The following is a 25,869-nucleotide window of genomic DNA, read 5'->3' on the forward strand; positions in this document are numbered from 1 at the left end:
CTATCAGACTCTTTCGTGTCCGATTTCCTCGGCGCCTTTCCGGTTCCCGCTCCGGCCTTTCGGCTTTCGCGTTTCCCTTTCCGGCGGCTCCGACTTTATCAGAAGTTCTGAGTCGGAATTCCCCCGCTCTCTTCGGGTCTGCTCCGAGCACGTGAGTGCCGGGCGCTTCCCTCTGCGGCGGAGACGTAAACGTACTGGAGCGGGGCGCCCCGATGCAAATCGAGGCGCCCCGCTCCTAGTTCACGCAGTGTCGGGGTCAGACCTCGACGACGACGGGAAGGATCATCGGGCGTCGGCGGTAGTTGTCCGAGACCCACTTGCCCAGCGTGCGGCGGATGAGTTGCTGCAGCTGGTGGGGCTCGACGACGCCGTCCTGGGCCGACTTCTCCAGGACCTCCTGGACCCTCGGCATGACCGCCGAGAACGCCGAGTCCTCGATGCCCGAGCCGCGGGCCTGGATGTGCGGGCCCCCGGTGATCTTGCCGGTGCTGGAGTCCACCACCACGAAGACCGAGATGATGCCCTCGTCCCCGAGGATCCTGCGGTCCTTCAGCGCGGGCTCGCCGACATCGCCCACGGAGAGGCCGTCGACGTACACGTAACCCGCCTGGACCTTGCCGACGATCTTCGCCTTGCCCTCGACGAGGTCGACGACGACGCCGTCCTCGGCGATCACGATGCGGTCGTGCGGAACGCCCGTGAGAGCGCCGAGTTCGGCGTTGGCGCGCAGGTGGCGCCATTCGCCGTGTACCGGCATCAGGTTCTTGGGCTTGCAGATGTTGTAGAAGTACAGGAGCTCGCCGGCCGACGCGTGGCCGGAGACGTGTACCTTCGCGTTGCCCTTGTGGACGACGTTCGCTCCCCAGCGGGTCAGGCCGTTGATCACGCGGTAGACCGCGTTCTCGTTGCCGGGGATGAGCGACGACGCCAGGATCACCGTGTCGCCCTGGACGATGCGGATCTGGTGGTCGCGGTTGGCCATCCGGGAGAGGGCCGCCATCGGTTCACCCTGCGAGCCCGTGCAGACGAGCACTACCTGGCTGTCCGGGAGGTCGTCGAGCGTCTTGACGTCCACCACCAGGCCCGGCGGGACCTTCAGGTAACCCAGGTCCCTCGCGATGCCCATGTTGCGGACCATCGAGCGGCCGACGAAGGCGACCCTGCGGCCGTACTCGTGGGCGGCGTCCAGGATCTGCTGGATGCGGTGGACGTGGCTGGCGAAGCTCGCGACGATGATCCGCTTCTGGGCGCCCGCGAAGACGCCCCGGATCACGTTCGAGATGTCGCGCTCCGGCGGGACGAAGCCCGGGACCTCGGCGTTCGTCGAGTCGGAGAGAAGGAGGTCGATGCCCTCCTCGCTCAGCCGCGCGAACGCGTGCAGGTCGGTGAGGCGGCCGTCCATCGGCAGCTGGTCCATCTTGAAGTCGCCGGTGGCGACCACCATGCCCGCGGGGGTGCGGACGGCGACGGCCAGGGCGTCCGGGATGGAGTGGTTGACCGCGATGAATTCGCAGTCGAACGGGCCCAGGCGCTCACGGTCACCCTCGACGACCTCGAGCGTGTACGGACGGATGCGGTGCTCCTGGAGCTTCGCCTCGATGAGCGCGAGGGTCAGCTTGGAGCCGATCAGCGGGATGTCCGGCTTCTCGCGGAGGAGATAGGGGACACCGCCGATGTGGTCCTCGTGGCCGTGCGTGAGCACGATGCCGTCGATGTCGTCGAGGCGGTCCCTGATGGACGTGAAGTCCGGCAGGATCAGGTCGATTCCGGGCTGCTCCTCCTCGGGGAAGAGCACTCCGCAGTCGACGATCAGCAGGCGACCGTTGTACTCGAATACGGTCATGTTGCGGCCGATCTCGCCGAGGCCGCCCAACGGGGTGACCCGCAGGCCGCCCTTCGGGAGCTTGGGCGGGGCGCCGAGTTCAGGATGCGGATGACTCAAAAGACTCTCCTCACCAGACGCGCCACGTACCTCCAGGGCACGTGGCGCGCATGACGTTCGTGCAGTAGCAGTTGTCTGTGTGTGTGCAGGACGGGGTCCTGCGGTGTTTCGCGTATTCAGTTGTGAAGTCTGTGGCTACAGCTGTACCCCGCCGGCGGAGAGGTCGATCTTGAGCTGCGCCGTCTCGGCGTGCGACAGCTCGACCAGGGGCAGGCGCAGCGGTCCCGCGGGGCGGCCCTGCAGGGCGAGCGCCGCCTTGGTGGTGATCACACCCTGCGTACGGAACATGCCGGTGAAGACCGGGAGCAGCTTCTGGTGGATCTCGGTGGCCTTCTGTACGTCCCCCGTGGCGTACGCGTCGAGCATCGCGCGCAGCTCCGGCGTGACGACGTGGCTGACGACGGAGACGAAGCCGCAGGCGCCGACGGAGAGCAGCGGGAGGTTCAGCATGTCGTCGCCGGAGTACCAGGCGAGGCCGGAGCGGGCGATGGCCCAGCTGGCGCGGCCGAGGTCCCCCTTGGCGTCCTTGTTGGCGACGATCCGCGGGTGCTCGGCGAGGCGGACGATCGTCTCGGTGTTGATCGGTACGCCACTGCGGCCGGGGATGTCGTAGAGCATGACCGGCAGCTCGGTGCTGTCGGCGATCGCGGTGAAGTGCCTGAGGAGGCCCTCCTGCGGGGGCTTGTTGTAGTACGGCGTGACGGTCAGGAGACCGTGGGCGCCGACACGCTCGGCGTCGCGGGCGAGCTCGATGCTGTGGCGAGTGTCGTTCGTGCCGACGCCCGCGACGACGTGGGCGCGGTCTCCGACTGCTTCCACTACGGCCCGTACGAGCTCGGCTTTCTCCGCGTTGCTGGTGGTCGGGGACTCACCGGTGGTGCCGTTGATGACGAGGCCGTCGTTGCCTGCGTCCACCAAGTGGGCGGCGAGCCGCTGCGCGCCGTCGAGGTCGAGTGCGCCGTCCGCCGTGAAGGGCGTGACCATGGCGGTGAGGACCCTGCCGAAGGGGGTCTGCGGAGTGGAGGTCGGAGCCATGGGTAACACGCTACTCGCTGCTCAGCGCGTGGTCCCCCCTCGGGGGATGTGTGCGGACCTGACAAGTGAGGAGCCCGGCACTGCCTGCTCGGGGGTTCAAGCAGTGCCGGGTCCGTTTGATCAGGCTAGATGAACTTCTCGAAATGCCGCAATACGGACACCTCGCTCAGCCCACCCGTACATCAGTGCCTTACGGAGCCACACGTCCGTTGGCGTTGAACGCGGCGTGCGTGAGGGGCATGAGCTTGGCCCACTGCTCCTCCATCTTCTCGCCCACCATCTCGATCTCCCGCTGCGGGAAGGACGGGACCTTGGCGAGCTCGTGCTGCGTACGCAGGCCGAGGAAGTGCATCAGCGAACGGGCGTTGCACGTCGCGTACATCGACGAGAAGAGACCGACCGGCAGGACCGCGCGGGCGACTTCGCGGGCGACGCCGGCGGCGAGCATCTCCTGATACGCCTCGTACGCCTGGCGGTAGGAGTCCTCCATGACGCGGCCCGTGAGCTCCTGCTGGGCCTGGGTGCCCTCCACGAAGACGTACTTCCCGGGGCGGCCCTCCTGGACCAGCTTGCGGGACTCGTCAGGGACGTAGAACGTCGGCTGGAGCTCCCTGTAGCGGCCCGACTCCTCGTTGTACGACCAGCCCACGCGGTGGCGCATGAACTCGCGGAAGACGAAGATCGGGGCGCTGATGAAGAACGTCATCGAGTTGTGCTCGAAGGGGCTGCCGTGGCGGTCCCGCATCAGGTAGTTGATCAGGCCCTTGGAACGCTCGGGGTCCTTCTGGAGCTCCTCCAGGGACTGCTCACCGGCAGTGGAGACACGCGCGGCCCACAGGACGTCGGAGTCGGTCGCGGCATGCTTCACCAACTCGACGGTGACCTCGCTGCGGAAGCTGGGCTTGAGGTCTTCGGTGGGGGTCTCGCTCACTGGCGGGGTCCTTCCATGTGCATCACTCGGGCGGCGCCCACTCTATGGCCCGGCACTGACAATCGGCCGTTCGGTGCCTCGCCGCGACAATCTTCGGCAATCTTCAGCGAATTTGGTGAAAGCGGGCACCTTTTGGGTGTTTCGAGCGTCTGACTGGACAACAGAGTTTCGTTCGAGTCGCGTGAGGAGAAACGCACCCCATGTTCCGTCGGCGCGAGCCCGTTCCGTTCGCCTTCATCGCCGAAGCCGACAAGTTCCGCAGCAATGTCACTCCCCCACCCCGAGAGCGGGCTTCGGCCTCTCAGGTCATGGGCCGCACCCTGGTCGGCCTGGTCGTGGTCGCCGGCCTCGCGGGTTCCCTGCTGTTCGGCATGCCCGCCCTGTCGCCCGATCAGTCACCCGCACAGAACCAGCAGTCCGAGGCCTCGAACAGTCGATGACGACCGTCCTGGCCCCCTGACTCTCCCCCACTGCCCTGAAGGCGTGGGAGGCACCCCCATGGCCCCCACGGGTGGTAGCCGGGAGCAGGGCTCGATAGCCTCACCGGGCACAGCCCGTGCGTGGATCGAGTGAGGATTCAGTCGTGCCCCTGCCCTTCCTGACGGCGGACCGTGCCTTTGACGAGGCGGCGGACGACGCTGCGCTGCCGTTCGACGACCGCGACCACTGGCGTCGGCCCTACCGGCCGGGTCCGTGGCGGGTGGGGGCGGCGGCGCTGCTCCTGCTGCTCGCCTCGTACGTCCTCGTCGCCGCAGTGATCATCGCGCTCACGGACTCACTCGGGGGTGCCGCGATCTGCGCGGGGCTCGCGGCGACCGTCATCGTGAGCGCGCTGCGGCTGCTGCGCATGGGTACCTGGGTGAGCGCGCACGGGCTGCGCCGTGTGGCCTTCCTGACGACGCAGACGGTGCCGTGGGCGCAAGTCATGACGGTGCGTACGACGCAGCAGCCCGTGCGGTGGCTCGGGCTGCCCCGCACCGTGCAGGGGCAGGCGCTCGTCCTCGTACGCCGGGATCAGCAGGCGGAGGGGCAGCGGCCGTTGCTCACCGACCGCAACGCCGACTTCCTGGCGCGGTACGAGGCGTTCAACCGGGCGGCCGACTCCATCGAGGTGTGGGCGGACGAGTACCGCCGAACCGCCTGACCCACGACGCTAGACGTTCACCGGCCTGCCCGCGTGCAGCGCGATCGCGCGCTGCATCGCCTGGCGCGCACGCGGGGTGTCCCGGGCGTCGTGATAGGCGACGGCGAGGCGGAACCAGCAGCGCCAGTCGTCGGGCGAGTCCTCGGTCTCGGCCTTGCGCCGGGCGAAGACCTCGTCGGCCGAGTCGCGGTCGATGCGACCGCTCGGCGTGCGCTTCAACTCGTCCACCGGCAGGCCGCCTTCGGCCTCGAGCTCGGCGGCGAGGCGGTTGGCACGCTGGACGAACTGGGTGTTCTTCCAGAGGAACCAGACGCCGATGAACGGCAGGATCAGCACCGCGACACCGAAAGTGACAGTGAGCGCGGTGCCGTGCTGTATCAGGAGTACGCCGCGGCTGCCGACCAGGACGAAGTAGACGACCAGGACGGCAGCCGTGACGGCGTAAGTGATCTTTGCTCGCATGAGGGTCAGCCGGCCCGTGTCAGTTCAGATCCAGGAAGTGTTCCAGGCCGAACGTCAGGCCCGGAGTGCTCACCACACGGCGTACGCCGAGCAGGATGCCCGGCATGAAGCTGCTGTGGTGCAGCGAGTCGTGCCGCACGGTGAGCGTCTCGCCCTCGCCGCCGAGCAGCACCTCCTGGTGGGCCAGGAGACCGCGCAGCCGCACGGAGTGCACCGGCACACCGTCGACGTCCGCGCCTCGGGCGCCGTCGAGCGCTGTCGTCGTGGCGTCGGGCTGCGGGGCGCTGCCTGCCTCCCGACGGGCCTCGGCGATGAGCTGGGCGGTGCGCGTGGCGGTGCCGCTGGGGGCGTCCGCCTTGTTCGGGTGGTGCAGCTCGACGACCTCGACGGACTCGAAGTACGGCGCCGCGATCTGCGCGAACTTCATGGTGAGGACCGCGCCGATGGAGAAGTTCGGGGCGATCAGGACACCGGTCTCGGGCGAAGCGGCCAGCGCAGTCTCCAGCTGGGCGACGCGCTCGTCGGTCCAGCCCGTCGTACCGACCACGGCGTGGATGCCGTGGCGCACGCAGAAGTCCAGATTGCCCATCACCGAGCCGGGGTTGGTCAGTTCGACCGCGACCTGGGCGCCGGTCTCCACCAGCGTGTCCAGCGAGTCGCCCCGGCCAAGCGCGGCGACCAGTTCCAGGTCGTCGGCGGCTTCGACGGCTCGGACGGCCTCGGAGCCGATCCGGCCCTTGGCTCCGATGACCGCCACGCGCAGCTTGCTCATGTACCTGATTCCTTAAGGGAGTTGAGCGAGTTAGGAGACCGCTTCGTGCAGGCGGGCGGCCTGCTTGTCCTTGAGCGGGCCGATGGCCGACAGCGAAGGACGGTGGCCGAGGACCTCGCGTGCGACCTCTCGGACCTCGTCCGGGGTGACCGCCGCGATCTTGGCCAGCATGTCGTCGACCGACATCTGCTCGCCCCAGCACAGCTCGCTCTTGCCGATACGGTTCATCAGCGCGCCGGTGTCCTCGAGACCGAGGACCGTGGAGCCCGCGAGCTGGCCGATCGCGCGGCCGATCTCGTCATCGCTCAGGCCGTCCTGCGCGACCTGGTCGAGTTCGTCGCGGCAGATCTTCAGCACGTCGTGCACCTGGCTCGGGCGGCAGCCCGCGTACACGCCGAAGAGGCCGGTGTCGGCGAAGCCCGACGTGTACGAGTACACGCTGTAGGCCAGGCCGCGCTTCTCCCGTACCTCCTGGAAGAGGCGGGACGACATGCCGCCGCCAAGCGCGGTGTTCAGGACGCCCATGGCCCAGCGGCGCTCGTCCGTGCGGGCCAGGCCCGGCATGCCGAGGATGACGTGGGCCTGCTCGGTCTTGCGGTTGACGATCTCGACGCGGCCCGCCGTGCGCAGGGTGCGGGAGCCCTGGCGCGGGACCACCGGGATCGCGTCGGTGCGGTGGAGGGCGCCGGCCTTCTCGAAGGCGGCGCGGACCTGGCGTACGACCTTGTTGTGATCCACGTTGCCCGCGGCCGCGACCACGAGGTGGGTCGGGTCGTAGTGCTTCTTGTAGAAGCGGCGGATCCGATCGGCGGTGAGGGCGTTGACCGTCTCCTCGGTGCCGAGGACGGGGCGGCCGAGGGGGGTGTCCCCGAGCATCGTGTGCGCGAACAGGTCGTGCACGCAGTCGCCCGGGTCGTCCTCGGTCATCGCGATCTCTTCGAGGATGACGCCGCGCTCGGCGTCGACGTCCTCCTGGCGGATCAGGGAGCCCGTCAGCATGTCGCAGACGACGTCGATGGCCAGCGGCAGGTCGGTGTCGAGCACGCGTGCGTAGTAGCACGTGTACTCCTTCGCCGTGAACGCGTTCATCTCGCCGCCGACCGCGTCGAGCGCGGACGAGATGTCGAGGGCGCTGCGCTTCTTGGTGCCCTTGAAGAGCAGGTGCTCCAAGTAGTGCGTGGCGCCGTTCAGGGACGGCGTCTCGTCACGGGATCCGACGTTCGCCCAGATCCCGAAGGTCGCGGAGCGTACGGAGGGCAGGGTCTCGGTGACGACACGGAGGCCGCCCGGCAGCGTCGTACGGCGGACCGTGCCGATGCCGTCCTTGCCCTTGAGGAGGGTTTGGGTACGGGCGACGGCCCGCCCCTCCGAAGAGGGGCGGGCCGTCGTCGTGGTGCTACGTGACGTCACTTGTCGGTGTCGTCCTTCTGGTCGTCGTCGCCCTCTTCACCCTCGATGACGGGGATGAGGGAGAGCTTGCCGCGGGAGTCGATCTCGGCGATCTCGACCTGGACCTTCTGGCCCACGCCGACGACGTCCTCGACGTTCTCCACGCGCTTGCCGCCGGCGAGCTTGCGGATCTGCGAGATGTGCAGCAGACCGTCCTTGCCCGGCATCAGGGACACGAACGCACCGAAGGTGGTGGTCTTGACGACCGTACCCAGGTAGCGCTCGCCGACCTCCGGCATGGTCGGGTTGGCGATGCCGTTGATCGTGGCGCGGGCGGCCTCGGCCTGCGAGCCCTGCTGGGCACCGATGTAGATGGTGCCGTCGTCCTCGATCGTGATGTCGGCGCCGGTGTCCTCCTGGATCTGGTTGATCATCTTGCCCTTCGGGCCGATGACCTCACCGATCTTGTCCACCGGGATCTTGACCGTGATGATGCGCGGCGCGTTCGGGGACATCTCGTCCGGAACGTCGATCGCCTCGTTCATCACGTCGAGGATGTGCAGACGCGCGTCACGGGCCTGCTTCAGCGCGGCGGCCAGGACCGAGGCGGGGATGCCGTCGAGCTTGGTGTCGAGCTGGAGCGCGGTCACGAACTGCTTCGTACCGGCGACCTTGAAGTCCATGTCACCGAACGCGTCCTCCGCACCGAGGATGTCGGTGAGGGCGACGTAGTGCGTCTGGCCGTCGATCTCCTGGGAGATCAGGCCCATGGCGATACCGGCGACGGCGGCCTTCAGCGGCACACCGGCGTTCAGCAGCGACATCGTCGAGGCGCAGACCGAGCCCATGGACGTCGAACCGTTCGACCCGAGGGCCTCGGAGACCTGACGGATCGCGTACGGGAAGTCCTCGCGCGAGGGGAGCACCGGCACGATGGCGCGCTCGGCGAGCGCGCCGTGGCCGATCTCGCGGCGCTTCGGCGAACCGACGCGGCCGGTCTCGCCGACGGAGTACGGCGGGAAGTTGTAGTTGTGCATGTAGCGCTTGCGCGTCACCGGCGAAAGGGTGTCGAGCTGCTGCTCCATGCGGAGCATGTTGAGGGTGGTGACGCCCAGGATCTGGGTCTCGCCACGCTCGAACAGCGCCGAGCCGTGCACGCGCGGGATGGCCTCGACCTCGGCGGCGAGCGTACGGATGTCCGTGAGGCCACGGCCGTCGATGCGGACCTTGTCCTTGATGACACGCTCGCGGACCAGCTTCTTGGTCAGCGCGCGGTAGGCACCGGAGATCTCCTTCTCGCGGCCCTCGAACTGCGGGAGCAGCTTCTCGGAGGCGATCTCCTTGATGCGGTCGAGCTCGGCCTCGCGCTCCTGCTTGCCGGCGATGGTCAGCGCCTGGGAGAGCTCCGACTTCACGGCAGCGGTCAGGGCCTCCAGGACGTCGTCCTGGTAGTCCAGGAAGACCGGGAACTCGCCGGTGGGCTTGGCGGCCTTGGCGGCGAGGTCCGACTGGGCCTTGCAGAGGGCCTTGATGAAGGGCTTCGCGGCCTCAAGACCGGCGGCGACGACCTCTTCGGTCGGCGCCTCGGCGCCGTCCTGGACGAGCTGGATGGTCTTCTCGGTGGCCTCGGCCTCGACCATCATGATCGCGACGTCGCCGTCCTCGAGGACGCGACCGGCGACGACCATGTCGAAGACGGCGTCCTCGAGCTCGGTGTGCGTCGGGAAGGCGACCCACTGGCCCTTGATCAGCGCGACACGCGTGCCACCGATCGGGCCCGAGAAGGGCAGGCCGGCCAGCTGCGTGGAGCAGGAGGCGGCGTTGATCGCGACCACGTCGTACAGGTGGTCGGGGTTGAGCGCCATGATCGTCTCGACGATCTGGATCTCGTTGCGCAGGCCCTTCTTGAAGGAAGGACGCAGCGGGCGGTCGATCAGGCGGCAGGTCAGGATCGCGTCCTCGGAGGGACGACCCTCACGGCGGAAGAACGAACCGGGGATCTTGCCGGCGGCGTACTGCCGCTCCTCGACGTCCACCGTGAGGGGGAAGAAGTCGAGCTGGTCCTTGGGCCGCTTGGAAGCGGTGGTGGCCGACAGCACCATGGTGTCGTCGTCCAGGTATGCGACGGCGGAGCCTGCGGCCTGCTTGGCCAGGCGGCCCGTCTCGAAGCGGATGGTGCGGGTGCCGAACGTGCCGTTGTCGATAACGGCCTCGGCGTAGTGGGTCTCGTTCTCCACTGTTCTCCTACGTGTCTACGTTTCGTCTTCTCGCCCCTGGGCCCGTGTGGCCCGGGAGCGGCGTCCCATGCGTCCTTCGTGGACGGGGACTGTGTGGAGAAGCGCGCCGTGTGTGCGGGCCGGTCTTCGATCGAAGCTCCCGGGGGTTTCGCCCGGGGGCCACTACCGAAGATCGGCGGCGGCTGGTGCGCCTCTCCTTCGTGAGGTCGTACTGGGTGTCCCCCGGGCGCTGGACCATGGTGATCCCTGCCCGCGGGGACGTGCTTATGTCACCAGACTACAAAGCGTCGGTGACAATGCGCACGTACAGCAAAGGGAGCGGCTCCCTCTTGCGTGGGAACCGCTCCCTTCACGATGTCTTACTTCGCGCCCGCCGCACCGCGACGGATGCCCAGACGGTCCACCAGCGCACGGAAGCGCTTGATGTCCTTCTTGGCCAGGTACTGCAGCAGACGGCGGCGCTGACCGACCAGGATCAGCAGACCACGACGGGAGTGGTGGTCGTGCTTGTGGGTCTTGAGGTGCTCGGTCAGGTCCGAGATACGGCGGGAGAGCATGGCGACCTGGACCTCGGGGGAGCCGGTGTCGCCCTCCTTCTGGCCGAACTCGGTCATGATCTGCTTCTTCGTAGCGGCGTCGAGCGACACGCTTACTCCTCGTAGTCTTTTCGTGGCCACCGAGTGCCCCTGGTCTACATCGCAGGGGAGCTTCCACAACTCGGGAGGCGAGGTCCGCTGGGCGCTGCCCTCAGGTCCTTGGTCGAGGTGTCGACCTTGGGGGTCCGGGGGCGCGTACACATACGGCCGTTACATAGCGTACCAGTCGGCTTGTGGGCGGCTGACGGGGCTCGTGCTCAGGCCGCCGCGTTGACTGACAGGGCTCCTGTCCAGGCCGCCGCGCCGGTGCGTGGCGCCCCGCGGGACGGGGGCGCTGCGGCTCAGGCCGCGGTGCCTCAGATCCCTTCGATGCCCAAGGCCCCGAAGGCCATCCCTTCCCAGGGTCCACCATTCTCCGCGAACAGCTCCCTGGGGGCGAAGAAGATCCGGCCGTCCTCGATGATGATCTCGGTCTCCTGTGGATCCTCCATCTTGAGGCGGTCCGGCATGCTGAAGAACAGATACGGGGTCTGCTTGCCCGTACGTGGATCCAGGCTCAGTACGGCGGCCGGTGCGAAGCTGTCGCTGCTCGGCCGGAACGCGAGCAGCTTGCCGCCGCTCATTCGCAAGGGATGGATCGGGAGATCCGGCTTCGAGTCGAACTTCCTGACCGTCTTCCCCGTACTCAGGTCGTACGAGACGATCCAGTTGTCCGCGAGCCTTCCCTCGTCGGTCGCGACGAACAGCTGATCACGCCCGACCACGATGGCGTCACACGTCTCCACATTGCCGAAGAGCTGCCTGTGGCAATTGTCGAGGAAGCGGTCTTCCGGCATGTCAATCGTGGCTTGGTACTCACCCTGATCATCGAGGGTGATCAAGTCCGTGACAGTGATGTCCCCGGCTGAAACGGCAAGCACCACGGGGTCGGACGAAACCAAGTAGACGCGCCCCACCCCGCGAGTCACCTTGTAGGTCCACTCCGCCTCACCCGTCCGGGGCCTCACCTTCTGGACCTTGAACCGGGGCTCCGAGGCGTCTCCGCACTGGGCCAGTGCGAGCAGGTCGCGGCCTCCCGCGAAGCCGAGGTCCCGGCACTCCGTCGAAGCCGAGGTCGACCACAGCTCCCGTCCGCGCTTCATGTCGTACGCGACTGAGCCGTAGCCCCACGCCACGGCGACGGTGCCACGCGTCATGGTGACGTTGGTGTTCGGCGCGTAGGCGCCCTTGGCGTCGGGCAGCTTCACCTGCCAGAGCTTCTCGCCGGTGTTCAGGTCGAAGAAGGCCAGCTGGGTGCAGGAGTACTTGTCCTCGGCTTCGGTCCCCTTGCCCTTGTCCTTCTTGTCCTTCTTGCCGTCGCCCTTCTTGCTCTTGCCCTTCTTGCTCTTGCCCTTGTTGTCCTTGCCCTTGTTGTCCTTGGGCTTCTTGCCCTTGCTGTCCTCGTCGTCCTTGACTCCCCTGCCCACACGTTCTTGCAGGAGGACAGCCGTGCGGCCGTCAGCGGTGACGTGGCGGGTGGTGTCACAGATCGGACCGGTCAGCTCTTTGGACCAGTCTTCCTCGAACGTGCCGAACTTGAAGCTCTTGAGGGTGCTGCCGATGCCCCTGACGAAGTTCTTGTCCGTGGCCCACGCACCGGGGGCGCGCACGGACTCTTTCTTGAACTTCTTCTCGAACTCGTCCTCGTTGTAGTCGACGGCCAGGCGGCCCTCAGGGGTCCGGGGGAGCTTCTCGACGGTGTCCCGGATGTCGTCCGGTGCCTGCCGGGCAGCCGTCGGGTTCTTCCCCTGTTGCTCATCGTCGCTGCCGGCCGCCGCCCAGATGATGCCGCTGCCCATACACAGGACGAGCGCCAGCAGAACAACCAGCACCCTCGTACGACGCTTCTTCTTGTTCACCCGGTCCGCGGTCAACGCGGATTGGGTGAAGGGTGAATGGGGCGGGCCATAGCTCATGCAGGAGAGCCTTCCTTGATCTGAGAGATGCCGGGAACGCAGCACCAACTGGCCGGTAAGCGAGCCTTATTGAACATGATCGGCACGGCACCACTCGGCACGGCACGGCACGGCAGGGCAGGGCAGGGCAGGGCAGGGCAGGGCAGAGCAGAGCGGGGCGGGGAGCGAGATCGGCGGATGCATGCGTCGCGGTGGGAACGGGTGACCGACGCGAACCCGATAAGAACCCCTGGTGACCGACTCATTGCGCTGCGTGCGTATGCGCCTCCAAGTAGGCTGAGCCAACGGTTGGTTCGCGCGCGGGGAAGGGGTTGTCTCACCATGGCCGAGGCACAGGACGAGGACGTCAAGGCTCGCAAAGAGCGCGAGAAGGACGAGCTTTATGCCCTCGACATCTCCGGCGTCGAATGGCACAGCGCGCCCGGCACGGAAGAGGCGCAGGAGCGGGTCGAGATCGCCTACCTTCCGCAGGGCGCAGTCGCGATGCGGTCGTCGCTCAACCCCGAAACCGTACTTCGCTACACCGAAGCGGAGTGGACCGCTTTCGTGCTCGGCGCACGAGACGGCGAGTTCGACCTGGAGCCGGCGCCTCACAACGGCGGGGTCCCTGCGGACGACACGAACGCGGCCCCCGCCCCCGGAGCCACGGAGTGAGCCGGGTGTCGCCACTCGGGTGACCCCGCGGCGGTCGCTCGTGCAGCCACCGTCAGCGTCGATGCTGTCGGATACGTCGAGCGTCGCAGGGCCGGCCAGGAGTCACAGGGGTGGCTGGACCGCGAAAGCTTCCAGCCACCCCTTCTCTCGCGACCGAGCACACTGCTCCCCCAGCTCTCCAATTTGCGGATTCTTGTCGCTTGTTGCGGTGATTTGGCCATGCTGTTTCGCGAGTGTGCGGAGCTTGAGGGTGCGGAGTAACACAAAGGACAGGATTCGTGGGGTGGGCTGCCCTGCCGTGCTGGTGCTTTTGGTGATTAGGCTGGGACTGGGCGCGTCGCCAGAACCCGCGAGTGGGTGGTTCGCGTCCATCACGGGGAGAGCCAAGGCGGATCGGACGACAGGAACGGTCGCCCCCCACCACGGCACGAGGGTGCTCGACCACACCAGGAGGCATTGTGAACAGCGATCGGGACGAGATCCGCGGGGGCTGGGACACACCCGTCGATGATCAGTCCGACGCGGAGTCCGCTGCCGAGACGACGGGCGAGTTCACCATCGACTACGCCCCGCCTGCCTGGTATACGCAGAATGCGTCCGGTAGTGCTGGGGAGACTCCTTCGGCTTCGGCTTCGGCTTCGGCTTCGGCTGCCGCGCCCGCATCGCCGCCGGTCTCTTCGCCCGCTTCTCCGCCTGCGGCTTCTGCTGAGCCCGCCGCTCCTCCCGTCGCTCCTGAGCCTCCGGCTCCGCCGGTAGCGCAGCCCACTGCTGTGCCGAAGCTGCCGGTGGGAGGCGGGTTTCAGCCTCGGGCGGATTGGGCTGCGCCGGTTGCGCCGGTCCCGCCGATTGCGTCTGCACCTGAGCCTGAGTCCTCCGCGTCGGCGCCCACGCCCGCCGCGCCGGGTCCGGCTTCCTCTTCCTCTGACCCTGATCCTGAGGCTGGTTCGCCTTCGGGGGGCGCTGCCGACTGGAGTGGTGCCGTTGCCGGTGTCGCCTCCTCTGTGCATGTGACCGGCGTTGTGCCTAAGCCTGAGGTTGCTTCAGAGCCGGAAGCTGAGGCAGAGCCGGAGGCTGAGCCTGTCGCCGCGCCTCCTGCCGGCGTCGAGCCTTTCGCCGATGACAGTGGCGATCTGGAGAGTGGCGCCACCATGCGGTTCTCCTCTGCCGCCCTGAAGCGGGAGATCGAGGAGCGGGCCGCCGCGGAGGCTCCGCAGGACGATGCCGATGACGAGGTCAAGGGCGAGGGCCAGGGCGAGGGCGAGGGCCAGGGCGAGGGCGAAGAGGTTGATCTCCTCTCCTCAGAGTCTGCGGAAGCCTCGGATGCGGATGCGGATGCGGATGCGTCGGACGAGGGTGACCTTGGGCTTGATGATGAGCGGCCTGAGTCGTCTCTTCTCGCGGCAGCCGGCCTCTCCGTCGGTGACAGCCACGACGATGACGCGCCGCCTTCTGGTGAGGCTGGTGGAGAGCCCGACTCGGGCGAGGGTGATTCCGCCTCGGCTGATGATGTCGAGGACTCCGTCGCTGGTGCTGACGGTGCCGATGGCGTCCGTGATGCCGTTCCGCAGGACGCCGTGCCTGCCGCGCCCGCCGATGACGTCCAGGACTCCGTGCCGCCCTCCTGGACTCCGCCGCCCGCGCCGCACGGTGGGCTTCCGCCGCTGCCGCCCGCCTTCCAGCCCGCCGCGCCCACGTCTGCGCCGCAGTGGCCCGCGCCTTCCCAGGCCGTGACGCCTCCCGCCGAGTCTGCACCGGCACCAGCACAGGCCGCCGAACCCGTGCAGGCGCAGCCTCAGGCCGCGCAGGCCCCGGCTCCTGCTCCTGCTCCTGTCCAGCCGCAGGCTCCGCAGCAGCCCGCGCCTCCGGCGTGGCCCTCGCCCACCGGGCCCGTGGCTCCCTCGCCCGTTGCCGATGCTCCGGCGCCGCCGCCGAGTGGGTACGGGTTCCCGCAGGCCGGTGCGCCCGCCCAAGCTCCCGCCCCGACTCCGGCTCCGGCTCCGGCTCCTGTGACGCCTGCTCCGGCTCCAACTCCGGCACCGGCACCGGCACCCGAAGCGCCTGTTCCGCCCGCCGGGTATGGGTTCCCGCAGGCCGGTCCTCAGGCGCCTGCTCCCGTCGCGCCTTCGCAGCAGGGCAGTTACGGCTTCCCACAGCAAGGGGGCGCTCCCTTGCCGCCGAGCGGTTATGGGTTCCCCCAGCAGGGTGCGCCCGCTCCGGCCGACCCCAACGCCCAGGCGCCCCAGGGAAGTTACGGCTTCCCTCAACCGCCCGCGCCTCAGGCCCAGCAGCCGCTTCCGCCCGCCGTTGCGCAGCAGCAGCCGGCGCCGCAGGCCATGCCGCAGTCCTCTGCTCCCGTACAGCCGCAGCAGCAACAGCCGCAGCCGCTTCCGGCCCAGCAGCAACCCCAGGCTCAGCCGCAGCCGCAAGCCCAGCCTCCGGCTCAGCCGCAGCCGCCCGTCGATCCCCGTACCGGTGCCGCATGGCCGCAGCCTGTGCAGCATGATCAGCGTGAGCGGACCAATCCCGGGGCGCCCCTCGGGTACACCGCCGCCGTCGAGCTTTCCTCCGACCGGTTGTTGCGCAACAACAAGCCCAAGGCCAAGAGCAGTCGGCCCGTTGCCGGTGGGTCCCGGTTCAAGATCGGCGGCAAGAAGGAAGAGGCCGAGCGGCAGCGGAAGTTGGAGCTGATCCGGACTCCGGTGCTGTCCTGCTATCGCATCGCCGTCATCAGTTTGAAGGGTGGTGTCGGCAAGACCACGACCACCACCGCGCTCGGCTCGACTCTTGCCACCGAGCGGCAGGACAAGATCCTTGCCATCGACGCCAACCCCGATGCCGGTACGCTCGGGCGCCGCGTGCGCCGCGAGACCGGGGCCACCATCCGTGACCTCGTGCAGGCGATCCCGTACCTCAACTCGTACATGGACATCCGGCGCTTCACCTCGCAGGCCGCGTCCGGGCTCGAGATCATCGCCAATGACGTCGATCCGGCCGTGTCGACCACCTTCAATGACGAGGACTACCGGCGCGCGATCGATGTGCTCGGGAAGCAGTATCCGATCATCCTGACCGACTCCGGTACGGGGCTGCTCTACAGCGCCATGCGGGGGGTTCTCGACCTTGCTGATCAGCTGATCATCATCTCCACGCCGTCCGTGGATGGTGCCAGCAGCGCGTCGACGACGTTGGACTGGTTGTCCGCGCATGGGTACGCCGACCTTGTTTCGCGTTCCATCACCGTCATCTCGGGGGTGCGTGAGACCGGGAAGATGATCAAGGTTGATGACATCGTGTCGCACTTTGAGACGCGGTGCCGGGGTGTTGTCGTCATTCCGTTCGATGAGCATCTTGCTGCTGGTGCGGAAGTCGATCTCGACATGATGCGGCCCAAGGTGCGGGAGGCGTACTTCAATCTCTCCGCGATGGTCGCGGAGGACTTTGTGCGGGCTCAGCAGCAGCAGGGGCTCTGGACTTCGGACGGGAATCCGCCGCCGGTCGTGGCTCCGCCTCTGCCTGGCCAGGGGGCCTATCCCGGTCAGGCGCAGCAGGTTCCTGGTCAGCAAGTTCCTGGTCAGCAGGCTCCCGTGCCGGGGCAGCAGCCGTACGGTGGGCAGGCGCCGTATCCGGGGCAGGCGCCTCAGCCTGGGCAGGTGCCTCAGCCCGGGCAGGTACCTCAGCAGCCTTACGCTCCTCAGCAGCCTCAGCCGCAGCCGCATCAGCAGCAGCCCGGCGGGCAGCCCTACCCCCAGCCGGGGGCTCCCCAGGGGTGGCAGAACGCCGCACCGCCGCAGGCGCCTGCGGCTCCGGGGCCGGGGCAGCCGTTCCAGGCGCCTCAGGGGCAGCCGCAGCCGGGGCAGGTGCCTTCTGGTCAGCCTCAGGATGGGCAGGCGCCGCCGCCGCCCGTTCAGCCTGGACAGCCGTTCCAGCCTGGTGCGCCCTACCAGCCGCAGCCTCCGGCGCCGGAAGCGCCCCAGCAGTAGTCTCCGCTGCCTTCTCGACTGGGCCCGCACCAATCCCTGGTGCGGGCCCAGTTTGTTGTCCCGGCTCCGTAGCCTCCGCTGACGAACAGACTTTCCCGCCCACCCACCCGATTACCCCGCAGCATCGCCCCAGCACCGAAGGGACCGGGAGGGTGGGTGGGTGGGTTAGCGCGTAGCCCAGCCGGAACGCGCGGGCGCGGGCGGGCTACCGCGCACAGCCCTGCCGAACACCCCAGCAAGGACGGACGCCTGGGGGGGCGGGCTAGCGCACAACCCCAACCGAACACCCGACCAAGGAACACCCGGCCGAAAACAGGCCGGTGAGCAGGCCGGCGCGCAGCCCCACCGGAACGCCGAACGCCGAACGCAGGGGCAGGCAGGCGGGTCGGCATCAGTCCCTCGTCCCAGACCGCCCTCACCTGCCCCTCCCCCCACCGTCATCCCCCGACCAGCCACGCGTCACAGGTCTTGACCAATGCGGATGAAATCCGGGTCAACTCGTTATTTCCGCAGGCCACATGGGGTTCACCTGCCGTTGACTGACGCAGACTGGCGCTGGTAGACACACACATCAACCAGCTGGCGTTCCTTGATCAACTAGCCATCTCTGCGCGAGCGATGACGCGAGGTCACCGACCCATGGACACACAAGATCAGCACGGCAGAACACGGTCTCACCCCACCACCAAGGCGCCCCCGGAGGCACCCCCGAAGGCACCCGCACGCCTCCGGCTCCTCCTGGCGGCCGGCGCCGGAGCCCTCGCCCTGACCGCGGGCCTTGCCACCCCCCTCGACCCGGCCCCGGACAACGCCGAGGCCAAGGCTGACGGCAAGAAGACCCTCACCGTCGCGGTGGCCCAGAGCGTCGACTCGCTCAGCCCCTTCCTCGCCCAGCGGCTGCTCAGCACCAGCATCCACCGCCTGACGTACGAGTACCTCACCAACTACGACGCCAAGGACAACCACGCGATCCCCGGCTTCGCCACCAAGTGGGAGCCCTCTGCCGACAAGTTGACCTGGACTTACACCATCCGGGACGACTCGAAGTGGTCGGACGGCAAGAAGGCGACCGCCGAGGACGCCGCGTGGACGTTCAACAAGGTGATGTCCAAGGAGGGCACCGCCACGTCGAACTCCAACTTCGTCACCAACTTCAAGAAGGTGACGGCTCCCAGCCCCACCAAGCTGGTCATCGAGCTGAAGAAGCCGCAGGCGACCATGGCCGCCCTCGACGTGCCGATCGTTCCCAAGCACGTCTGGGAGAAGGTCGACGACATCTCCAAGTTCAACAACGACAAGGACTTCCCCGTCGTCGGCAACGGGCCCTTCATCCTCACCGACTACAAGACCGACCAGTACGTGAAGCTGAAGGCCAACAAGGACTTCTGGCGCGGCGCGCCCAAGTTCGACGAGCTGGTCTTCAAGACGTACAAGGACCAGGACGCGGCCGTCGCGGCGCTCAAGAAGGGCGAGGTCTCCTTCGTGGCCGGCCAGCCCGCGCTGACGCCCGCTCAGGCCAACGAGCTCAAGGGCACCGAGAACGTCAAGGTGAACGAAGGGCCGGGGCGCCGCTTCTTCGCCATCGCCACCAACCCCGGCGCCAAGACCCTGGACGGCAAGAAGTTCGGTGACGGCCATCCGGCGCTCCTGGACAAGAAGGTGCGCCAGGCGCTCTTCCTCTCCGTGGACCGTGAGGCACTGGTCGACAAGGTCTTCCAAGGGCAGGCCGTCGAGGGCGAGGGATACATTCCGCCTCGCTTCTCCGAGTACGCGTGGAAGCCCTCAGCCGACCAGAAGCTGTCGTACGACCCCAAGAAAGCCGCCCAGCTCCTCGACGACGCGGGCTACAAGAAGAACGGCGACGGCAAGCGCGTCGGCAAGGACGGGAAGCCGCTCGACTTCCGCATCCTGTGTCACGCCACCGACCCCAATGACAAGGCCGTCGGAAAGTACCTGAAGGAGTGGTGGGGGGATCTCGGCATCGGGCTCAAGGTCAACTGCCTCGATGACGTGTCCGTGCCCTGGTACGCGGGTGAGTACGATCTCGCGTTCGACGGCTGGTCGGTCAACCCCGACCCGGACTTCGTCCTCGGCATCCACTCCTGCGCCGCGCTGCCCAAGAAGGCCAAGGAGAGCGCCGCGACCGACAACTTCATCTGCGACAAGAAGTACGACGAGCTCTACGACAAGCAGCTGGCCGAGTACGACCCGGCCAAGCGCGCCCAGACCGTCAAGGAGATGCAGTCCTGGCTCTACGACTCCGGGTACATGAACATCCTGGCGTACCCGAACGCCGTCGAGGCCTACCGCACCGACCAGATCAAGTCCATCACCACCATGCCGACGGCCGCGGGCAACATCTACGGCCAGGACGGTTACTGGTCCTGGTGGTCAGCGGTGCCCGCGGATGGGAAGAGTTCCTCCAAGGATGGAAGCTCGACCGGTGTCATCATCGGTATCGCCGCCGCCGCGGTGGTGCTCGTCGGCGGTGGAGTCCTGTTCGCCCTGCGCCGCCGTTCGACCGCAGAGGACCGCGAGTAACGCATGACCGCTGACAGCAATCCCGCACTCCTCGACACCGAGGGCGCCGCGGCGACCGACGATCCGGCTTACGCCGGGCCGTCGGCCCGCGGCCCCCGGGCCCGTAACACCCGCGCCTATCTCCAGTACGTGGCGGGCAAGGTGGGCGGCGCCGCCGTCTCGCTGTTCGCCGTCCTCGTCACCAGCTTCTTCCTGTTCCGCCTCATCCCCGGTGACCCGGTGAAGCAGATGACAGGAGGAAAGCGCGTGTCGGCCGAGCAGCTGGCGGCGATGCGCAAGGAGTTCGGCCTCGACCAGCCGGTCATGACGCAGTTCTTCGACTACTGCGGCAACGCGCTGACCGGCGACTTCGGCACCTCTTACCAGTTCCACGCCCCGGTGATGGAGAAGATCACCGACGCGCTGCCCGCGACGCTCCTGCTCACCGGCACCGCGTTCGTGCTCTACACCCTCATCGGCATCTGGCTCGGCACCCGCACGGCCTGGCGCAACGGCGGGCTCGGGGACCGTGTCCACACCGGCCTGGCGCTCACCCTCTACTCCGTGCCGTCCTTCTGGCTCGGGCTTCTGCTCATCATCACCTTCTCGGTGGGGGTCGGTCCGATTCCCGGACTCTTCCCGACCGGCGGGCTCGAATCCGGTGGCGAGACCGGCATCGCGTACATCCTCGACGTCGCGCACCACATGGTGCTCCCCGTCATCACCCTGGTGGCGGTGGGGTACGCGCAGACGCTCCTCGTCATGCGGTCGTCCCTGCTCGACGAGATGGGGAGCGACTATCTGACCACCGCTCGCGCCAAGGGGCTGCGGGACGATCTCGTACGCCGTCGTCATGCCGTCCCGAACGCGATGCTCCCCACCGTCACACTGATGTTCGTGAACCTCGGCACGGTGGTGGCGGGCGCGATCCTCGTCGAGACCGTCTTCTCCTGGCCGGGGCTCGGCGGGCTCTTCTATGCCGCGCTCAGCGTGCCCGACCTGCCCCTCGTGCAGGGGCTGTTCTTCGTGTTCGCCGCCGCGGTGATCCTGATGAACACCCTGGCCGACGTGATCTATCCGCTGCTCGACCCGAGGGTGGGCCGATGACGACCGAAGCAACGAAGCCCGAGGTCCCCGAGGCCCCGGTCGTGAAGAGCCCCCGGGCGCTCGCCTGGACCCGCAGGCGGCACTCCGTGGCCCGCTTCTGGCGCGAATACCGCACCCACCGGGCCGGTCTCTTCGGCCTCGCCGCACTCGTCGTCATCGCACTCGTCGCCGTCTTCGCACCGCTCCTGGTCGGCTCGGACGCGCAGAGCGTGACCGACGCGCCGGGCAAGCCGATGGAGTCGCCGAGCGGCGAATTCCCCCTCGGCACCGACCAGTTCGGACGTGATCTGCTCGGCCTGCTTGTGTGGGGCGCGCGGATCTCGCTCACCGTCGGGCTGCTCGCCGCGGTGCTCTCGGTGGCCATCGGCACGGTCGTGGGGATCACCGCGGGGCACTTCAAGGGCTGGTACTCCACCGTCATCATGCGGGTCACCGACTGGTTCCTCGTCATGCCGACGCTGGTGCTCGCCATCGCGCTGGCCTCGGTGATGTCCAAGTCCATCTGGACGATCATCCTGGCGATCGGCGTGACCACCTGGCCGACGACCGCGCGGCTCGTCCGCGCCCAGACGCTGGCCGTGGAGTCACGCCCGTACATCGAACGCGCGCAGGCGCTGGGCGGCGGCCACGGCCACGTCATGGGCCGGCATGTCCTGCCCAACGTCATGCCGCTGGTGCTCGCGCAGACCACCCTCGTCATCTCGAACGCCATCCTCACCGAGGCCACGCTCGCCTTCCTCGGCCTCGGCGATCCGACCGTCGTCTCCTGGGGCGGGCTGCTCCAGGACGCGCGCGAGGCGGGCGCGGTCAGCGCGGGCAACTGGTGGTACCTCGCTCCGCCCGGACTCGCGATCGCCGTCGTGGCCCTCGCGTTCACGCTGTGCGGACGCGCCGTGGAGTCCGTGCTCAACCCCAGGCTGGGGGTCTCCCGGTGAGTGGTTCGGACAAGGTGACGCAGACCAAGGTGGCAGAGACCAACGTGACGGAACCGCGCCTGCTCGACGTAAGAAATCTCGAAGTGACGTACGCCTCCGGGGCGGCCGCCGTGCGCGGCGTGAACCTCTCGGTCGACGCGGGTCAGAAGCTCGGCGTCGCGGGCGAGTCGGGCTGCGGCAAGTCCACGCTCGCGCTCGCGCTGCTGCGGCTGCTGCCTGCGGGGACGAAGGTGACCGGTGAGGTCCTGCTCGACGGCGAGGACGTCCTCACCATGAAGTGGGGCCAGGTCCGTGCGGTCCGCTGGGCGGGGGCGTCGATCGTCTTCCAGGGCGCGATGCACTCGCTCAACGCGGTGCAACGCATCGGCGACCAGATCGCCGAGCCGATCCTGCTGCACAAGAAGGCGACGCAGGCAGGGGCGGAGAAGAAGGTCGGTGAGCTCCTCGAGCAGGTGGGGCTGCCTGCCGCCCGCGCGCAGGCGTACCCGCACGAGCTTTCGGGCGGGCAGCGGCAGCGCGTGATGATCGCCATGGCGCTGGCCTGCGATCCACGTCTGATCATCGCCGATGAGCCGACCACGGCCCTGGACGTGATGATCCAGGCTCAGATCCTGCGCCTCATCGAGCAGTTGGTGGCCGAGCAGGACCTGGGCCTGATCATGATCAGCCATGACCTCGCGGTGCTCTCCGACACCTGCGACCGGCTCGCGGTGATGTACGCGGGCCGCGTCGTCGAGGAGGGCCCGGCCTCCGAGGTCTACGAGAACGCCCGGCACCCCTACGGCAAGGCCCTCTCGGCGGCCTTCCCGCGCATCGGCGACGCAGCGTCCCGCTTCGCGCCGCGCGGGCTGCCCGGTGACCCGCCGGACCCGTCCTTGCTTCCCACGGGCTGTACGTTCCACCCGCGCTGCCCGGTCGCCCTCGATGTCTGCACCACTGAGGACCAGGCGTTGCGGGACGCGGGCCCCCGGCACCGCGCGGCGTGCGTGCACGCGGGCGCGCAGCTTCCGGCGCAGCCGACATCCCCGCCGGCGACGGCGGAGCGTACGCCGTGAGCCCCGACGAAACACGCACCGAGGAGCAGCGACGCATGACCACCGACGACACCCCGCTGTCCGCTGATCCGCTCCTTTCGGCGGGCGACCTGCACATCACGTTCCCCGGCCGCCGCGGCGCGCCGCCCGCACGGGCCGTGGACGGCGTCGACCTCGACATCAAGCCGGGCGAGATCGTGGCCCTGGTCGGCGAGTCGGGCTGCGGCAAGACGACCCTGGCCCGTTCGCTGCTCGGCCTGGTGGCACCCACGTCCGGCAAGGTGACCTTCGGCGGCAAGCCCCTCGACTACTCGGGCCGCGCCCTGAAGGCGTATCGCAAGCGCGTCCAACTGGTGCTCCAGGACCCGAGCGGGTCGCTGAATCCCCGCCACACGGTGTACGAGGCCGTGGCGGAGGGCCTGCGCATCCACGGGTACGGCGGCGACGAGCAGGCCACGGTCGCCGACGCCCTGTCCCGCGCCGGGCTCCGGCCGCCCGAGCGGTTCTTCCTGCGCTATCCGCACGAGCTGTCGGGCGGCCAGCGTCAGCGTGTCGTCATCGCGGGCGCGCTGGTGCTCGATCCCGAACTGATCGTCGCGGACGAGCCGGTGGCCTCGCTCGACGCGTCCGTACGCGGTGAGATCCTGGCCCTGCTGCTCAGGCTCCGCGACGAACTCGGCCTCTCCGCGCTGGTGGTGACGCACGACCTGGGCCTGGCGTGGAACATCGCCGACCGTGTCGCGGTGATGTACCTGGGCCGGATCGTGGAGACGGGGACGGTGGAGGAGGTTCTGACCTCACCCCAGCACCCGTACACCCAGGCGCTGTTGTCGGTGCTTCCGGAGGCCCCGGGCGATCCGGTGGTCCTCACGGGCGAGCCGCCGGACCCGTCCCGCATCCCCGGCGGCTGCCGCTTCCACGCGCGCTGCCAGGTGCTCGCCTCGGGCGAGGCGGAGCGTGCGGGCGTGGCGGACCGTTGCCGTACGGAGGATCTGCCGGTCCTTGCGGGTGGCGGCGAGACGCAGGTGGCGTGTCACTGGGCGGCGGTCAACGTCGGCGCGTCCGGCGTTTGACCGAGGCCACGGAGCGGGACGGCGGGGCAGGAGCGGGGTGCCGTCGTGGCGGATCGTTACCTCTTCCACGTACGGGTGACGCGGGGCCTATCGGGTGTGGACGCTGGGGAGTTACAGAGAGGTCCGGATCGCACACGGACCGTAGTCAACTCCACCGAAGTGAAGGAGCTTTCCATGCGCCGTTCCGCCGCCGTCATCCTCGGGGCCGTCGCTCTCCTGGGGGTCATGGCCGTGCCCGCCAGTGCCGTCCCGGACCCCGTCGCGACCGTCGACTGCGTGGCGCAGGCGGCAGGTGACGTCACCTCGCTCGTCGATCCGGCCAGCCCCGGCCTTCCCTCCGAGGTGCCGGGGGCGGCGTGCCTCGCACCGTGACCTGAGCGCCTCCGCATCGTGACGTACTTGCGCGGCTGCCCGGGACCCGCGCAAGTACGGAACGACCGCGAGCGGTTCAGCCTGTCAGTCCCACCTGTATCCGTCCCCGAAGTTGAGGGTGTGCTCGAGCACGTCCTCCATCGGGTCGTCGATCTGCCCGGTGTTGATCAACGCGACCCTGGGGGCGTTGTGCGAGTCCTTGTGCGTCTCGTCCGCGTGCGCCGCGCCGGAGCACAGGGCGGACGGCGCTGCCGCCATCGCCGCGACCAGCAACCACCGGGACGTTCTCTGCATCCAACTGCCGTTCACAGCAGCCTCCTTGGCCCGTGCGTGTGCGGGCCGCCGGTCGCGTCCCACTTCTTCCGTGGCTAACCCCCACGACGCCGAGGAAGTCACCGACGATCATACGAACGGGTCGTCGGACGCCGCGGCCCGTTCGTCGCCCGTGTGGGCTAACTCGGCGACGTCAGCCGCTCTGCGGCCACCGGAAGAACCCGAAGACCGAAAGAGCCGGAAGAACCTGAAGAACCTGAAGAACCTGAAGAAAGCAGAGATCGTATGCGCCATCGCCGCGTCGGTACCTTCACCCTGCTCGCCGCACTCGCCGTGTCCCTCACCGCGATCGCCGCTCCGGCGTCGGCGGCACAGCACACGGCGGCGAACCCCTCACCGCTGCCGCACGTCGAGTCGCTGATCACCGAAGGGGTGACCGTCGAAGGGCCACTGGTCAACAGCGTCGCCCTTCCTCACCTGTTGTAGGCGCGGAGGGCCGGGCCGGCAAACCTACTCGGCGGCCTCGATCAGCTCGCGGGACTTCTTCACGTCGTCCGCGATGGCGACGAGCAGCGAGTCGATCGAGTCGAACTTCGCCTGCCCGCGCACGAAGGCGAGGAAGTCCACGGCCACGTGCAGCCCGTACAGATCGAGCCCGACGCGGTCGATCGCGTACGCCTCGACGGTCCGCTCCGTCCCGTCGAACTGCGGGTTCGTCCCGACGGAGATCGCCGCGGGCATCGCCTCGCCCTGGGCGTGCAGCCACCCGGCGTAGACGCCGTCGGCTGGGATGGCGGTGTGCGGCAGCGTCTCCACGTTGGCGGTGGGGAAGCCCAGTTCACGCCCGCGCTGCGCGCCCCGTACGACGACGCCCTCGACGCGATGCGGGCGGCCGAGGATCTCCGCCGCGCCCTGCACGTCCCCCTCGGCGACCAGGCGCCGGGTGAGGGTGGAGGAGAAGGGCTCGCCGCCCCCGGCCTCCCCGCTCACGAACAGGTCGATGACATCGACCTCGTAGTCGTACGTGGCGCCGAGCTCGGTCAGGAAGGCGACGTTGCCCGCGGCCTTGTGGCCGAAGCGGAAGTTGGGGCCCTCGACGACCAGGCGCGCGTGCAACTTGTCGACCAGGACCTTCACGACGAAGTCGGCGGGCGACAGCTTCGAGAACTCCGAGGTGAACGGCAGGATCAGGAGCGCGTCCACACCGAGTTCCGCCATGAGTTCGGCGCGCCGGTGGTGCGGGGCGAGCAGCGGCGGGTGGCTGCCGGGGCGCACGACCTCGGAGGGGTGCGGGTCGAAGGTGACGACCACGGCGGGCACGCCGAGCTCACGGGCGCGCTCCACCGCGCGGCCGATGATCAGCTGGTGTCCGCGGTGTACGCCGTCGTAGGAACCGATGGTGACGACGCTGCGCCCCCAGTCCTGGGGGATGTCCTCCAAGCCACGCCAGCGCTGCAC

General features: G+C 68.5%; 22 protein-coding genes. 11 read left to right on the forward strand and 11 right to left on the reverse strand.

Features of this window, described 5'->3' with window-relative positions; genetic code table 11:
- Positions 1–256 precede the first annotated feature (256 nt).
- The 3 genes from AB0I94_RS18295 to thyX all read right to left on the reverse strand — a co-directional run bounded on the left by AB0I94_RS18295 (position 257) and on the right by thyX (position 3,908).
- The gene (locus tag AB0I94_RS18295; protein ID WP_363310588.1) at positions 257–1,942 is read right to left on the reverse strand and encodes a ribonuclease J; all 1,686 of its coding nucleotides are present in this window, start codon (positions 1,940–1,942) and stop codon (positions 257–259) included.
- A 135-nt stretch (positions 1,943–2,077) separates the two neighbouring features.
- Positions 2,078–2,977 (reverse strand): 4-hydroxy-tetrahydrodipicolinate synthase, encoded by a 900-nt coding sequence (gene dapA, locus AB0I94_RS18300; protein WP_363310589.1) that lies wholly within the window; start codon positions 2,975–2,977, stop codon positions 2,078–2,080.
- 190 nt (positions 2,978–3,167) lie between these two features.
- On the reverse strand, positions 3,168–3,908 hold the full coding sequence (thyX, locus tag AB0I94_RS18305) for an FAD-dependent thymidylate synthase (protein ID WP_363310590.1): 741 nt from the start codon (positions 3,906–3,908) through the stop codon (positions 3,168–3,170).
- 200 nt (positions 3,909–4,108) lie between these two features.
- On the opposite strand from thyX, the gene AB0I94_RS18310 reads away from it, so the two are divergent.
- A complete protein-coding gene (locus AB0I94_RS18310; protein ID WP_363310591.1) occupies positions 4,109–4,348 on the forward strand; it encodes a hypothetical protein in 240 nt (79 codons plus the stop codon).
- Between the two features lie 143 nt (positions 4,349–4,491).
- The gene (locus AB0I94_RS18315; RefSeq protein ID WP_363310592.1) at positions 4,492–5,052 is read left to right on the forward strand and encodes a hypothetical protein; all 561 of its coding nucleotides are present in this window, start codon (positions 4,492–4,494) and stop codon (positions 5,050–5,052) included.
- A 9-nt stretch (positions 5,053–5,061) separates the two neighbouring features.
- Here AB0I94_RS18315 and AB0I94_RS18320 read toward each other — a convergent pair whose 3' ends face one another.
- The 6 genes from AB0I94_RS18320 to AB0I94_RS18345 all read right to left on the reverse strand — a co-directional run bounded on the left by AB0I94_RS18320 (position 5,062) and on the right by AB0I94_RS18345 (position 12,463).
- Positions 5,062–5,514, reverse strand: a complete 453-nt coding sequence (locus tag AB0I94_RS18320) for a hypothetical protein (RefSeq protein ID WP_363310593.1) — start codon at positions 5,512–5,514, stop codon at positions 5,062–5,064.
- A gap of 19 nt (positions 5,515–5,533) precedes the next feature.
- Entirely contained in the window at positions 5,534–6,286 is a 753-nt protein-coding gene (dapB, locus tag AB0I94_RS18325) for a 4-hydroxy-tetrahydrodipicolinate reductase (RefSeq protein WP_363310594.1), read from the reverse strand.
- Between the two features lie 30 nt (positions 6,287–6,316).
- The gene (locus AB0I94_RS18330; RefSeq protein ID WP_363310595.1) at positions 6,317–7,696 is read right to left on the reverse strand and encodes a pitrilysin family protein; all 1,380 of its coding nucleotides are present in this window, start codon (positions 7,694–7,696) and stop codon (positions 6,317–6,319) included.
- Entirely contained in the window at positions 7,693–9,912 is a 2,220-nt protein-coding gene (locus AB0I94_RS18335) for a polyribonucleotide nucleotidyltransferase (protein WP_363310596.1), read from the reverse strand. Before AB0I94_RS18335 ends, AB0I94_RS18330 begins: the two co-directional genes overlap by 4 nt.
- 359 nt (positions 9,913–10,271) lie before the next feature.
- Positions 10,272–10,559, reverse strand: coding sequence for a 30S ribosomal protein S15 (gene rpsO / locus AB0I94_RS18340; protein ID WP_160507553.1), 288 nt, complete (start codon positions 10,557–10,559; stop codon positions 10,272–10,274).
- 305 nt (positions 10,560–10,864) lie between these two features.
- On the reverse strand, positions 10,865–12,463 hold the full coding sequence (locus AB0I94_RS18345; RefSeq protein ID WP_363310597.1) for a PQQ-binding-like beta-propeller repeat protein: 1,599 nt from the start codon (positions 12,461–12,463) through the stop codon (positions 10,865–10,867).
- A gap of 321 nt (positions 12,464–12,784) precedes the next feature.
- On the opposite strand from AB0I94_RS18345, the gene AB0I94_RS18350 reads away from it, so the two are divergent.
- The 8 genes from AB0I94_RS18350 to AB0I94_RS18385 all read left to right on the forward strand — a co-directional run bounded on the left by AB0I94_RS18350 (position 12,785) and on the right by AB0I94_RS18385 (position 24,138).
- Complete coding sequence (locus tag AB0I94_RS18350) at positions 12,785–13,117, forward strand: DUF397 domain-containing protein (protein WP_363310598.1); 333 nt, start codon at positions 12,785–12,787, stop codon at positions 13,115–13,117.
- A 458-nt stretch (positions 13,118–13,575) separates the two neighbouring features.
- Entirely contained in the window at positions 13,576–17,097 is a 3,522-nt protein-coding gene (locus tag AB0I94_RS18355) for an SCO5717 family growth-regulating ATPase (protein WP_363310599.1), read from the forward strand.
- Between the two features lie 639 nt (positions 17,098–17,736).
- Positions 17,737–19,638 carry an ABC transporter substrate-binding protein gene (locus tag AB0I94_RS18360; RefSeq protein WP_363310600.1) on the forward strand — a complete coding sequence of 634 codons (1,902 nt, stop codon included), beginning with the start codon at positions 17,737–17,739 and terminating at the stop codon, positions 19,636–19,638.
- Between the two features lie 3 nt (positions 19,639–19,641).
- Positions 19,642–20,724 (forward strand): ABC transporter permease, encoded by a 1,083-nt coding sequence (locus tag AB0I94_RS18365; RefSeq protein WP_363310601.1) that lies wholly within the window; start codon positions 19,642–19,644, stop codon positions 20,722–20,724.
- On the forward strand, positions 20,721–21,659 hold the full coding sequence (locus tag AB0I94_RS18370) for an ABC transporter permease (RefSeq protein WP_363310603.1): 939 nt from the start codon (positions 20,721–20,723) through the stop codon (positions 21,657–21,659). Before AB0I94_RS18365 ends, AB0I94_RS18370 begins: the two co-directional genes overlap by 4 nt.
- A 29-nt stretch (positions 21,660–21,688) precedes the next feature.
- Complete coding sequence (locus tag AB0I94_RS18375) at positions 21,689–22,714, forward strand: ABC transporter ATP-binding protein (protein ID WP_363310604.1); 1,026 nt, start codon at positions 21,689–21,691, stop codon at positions 22,712–22,714.
- A 35-nt stretch (positions 22,715–22,749) separates the two neighbouring features.
- The gene (locus AB0I94_RS18380; RefSeq protein WP_363310605.1) at positions 22,750–23,766 is read left to right on the forward strand and encodes an ABC transporter ATP-binding protein; all 1,017 of its coding nucleotides are present in this window, start codon (positions 22,750–22,752) and stop codon (positions 23,764–23,766) included.
- A 174-nt stretch (positions 23,767–23,940) separates the two neighbouring features.
- On the forward strand, positions 23,941–24,138 hold the full coding sequence (locus tag AB0I94_RS18385) for a hypothetical protein (RefSeq protein ID WP_363310606.1): 198 nt from the start codon (positions 23,941–23,943) through the stop codon (positions 24,136–24,138).
- Positions 24,139–24,222: 84 nt separating this feature from the next.
- Here the strand turns inward: AB0I94_RS18385 and AB0I94_RS18390 are convergent, their stop codons facing one another.
- The gene (locus AB0I94_RS18390) at positions 24,223–24,447 is read right to left on the reverse strand and encodes a hypothetical protein (RefSeq protein ID WP_363310803.1); all 225 of its coding nucleotides are present in this window, start codon (positions 24,445–24,447) and stop codon (positions 24,223–24,225) included.
- A gap of 249 nt (positions 24,448–24,696) precedes the next feature.
- Between AB0I94_RS18390 and AB0I94_RS18395 the strand changes: the two genes are divergently transcribed.
- Entirely contained in the window at positions 24,697–24,897 is a 201-nt protein-coding gene (locus AB0I94_RS18395) for a hypothetical protein (protein ID WP_363310607.1), read from the forward strand.
- 24 nt (positions 24,898–24,921) lie between these two features.
- Here AB0I94_RS18395 and AB0I94_RS18400 read toward each other — a convergent pair whose 3' ends face one another.
- Positions 24,922–25,869 (reverse strand): bifunctional riboflavin kinase/FAD synthetase, encoded by a 948-nt coding sequence (locus tag AB0I94_RS18400; protein ID WP_363310608.1) that lies wholly within the window; start codon positions 25,867–25,869, stop codon positions 24,922–24,924.

It is taken from the genome of Streptomyces sp. NPDC050147, from assembly GCF_040660195.1.
Classification (GTDB): Bacteria; Actinomycetota; Actinomycetes; order Streptomycetales; family Streptomycetaceae; genus Streptomyces.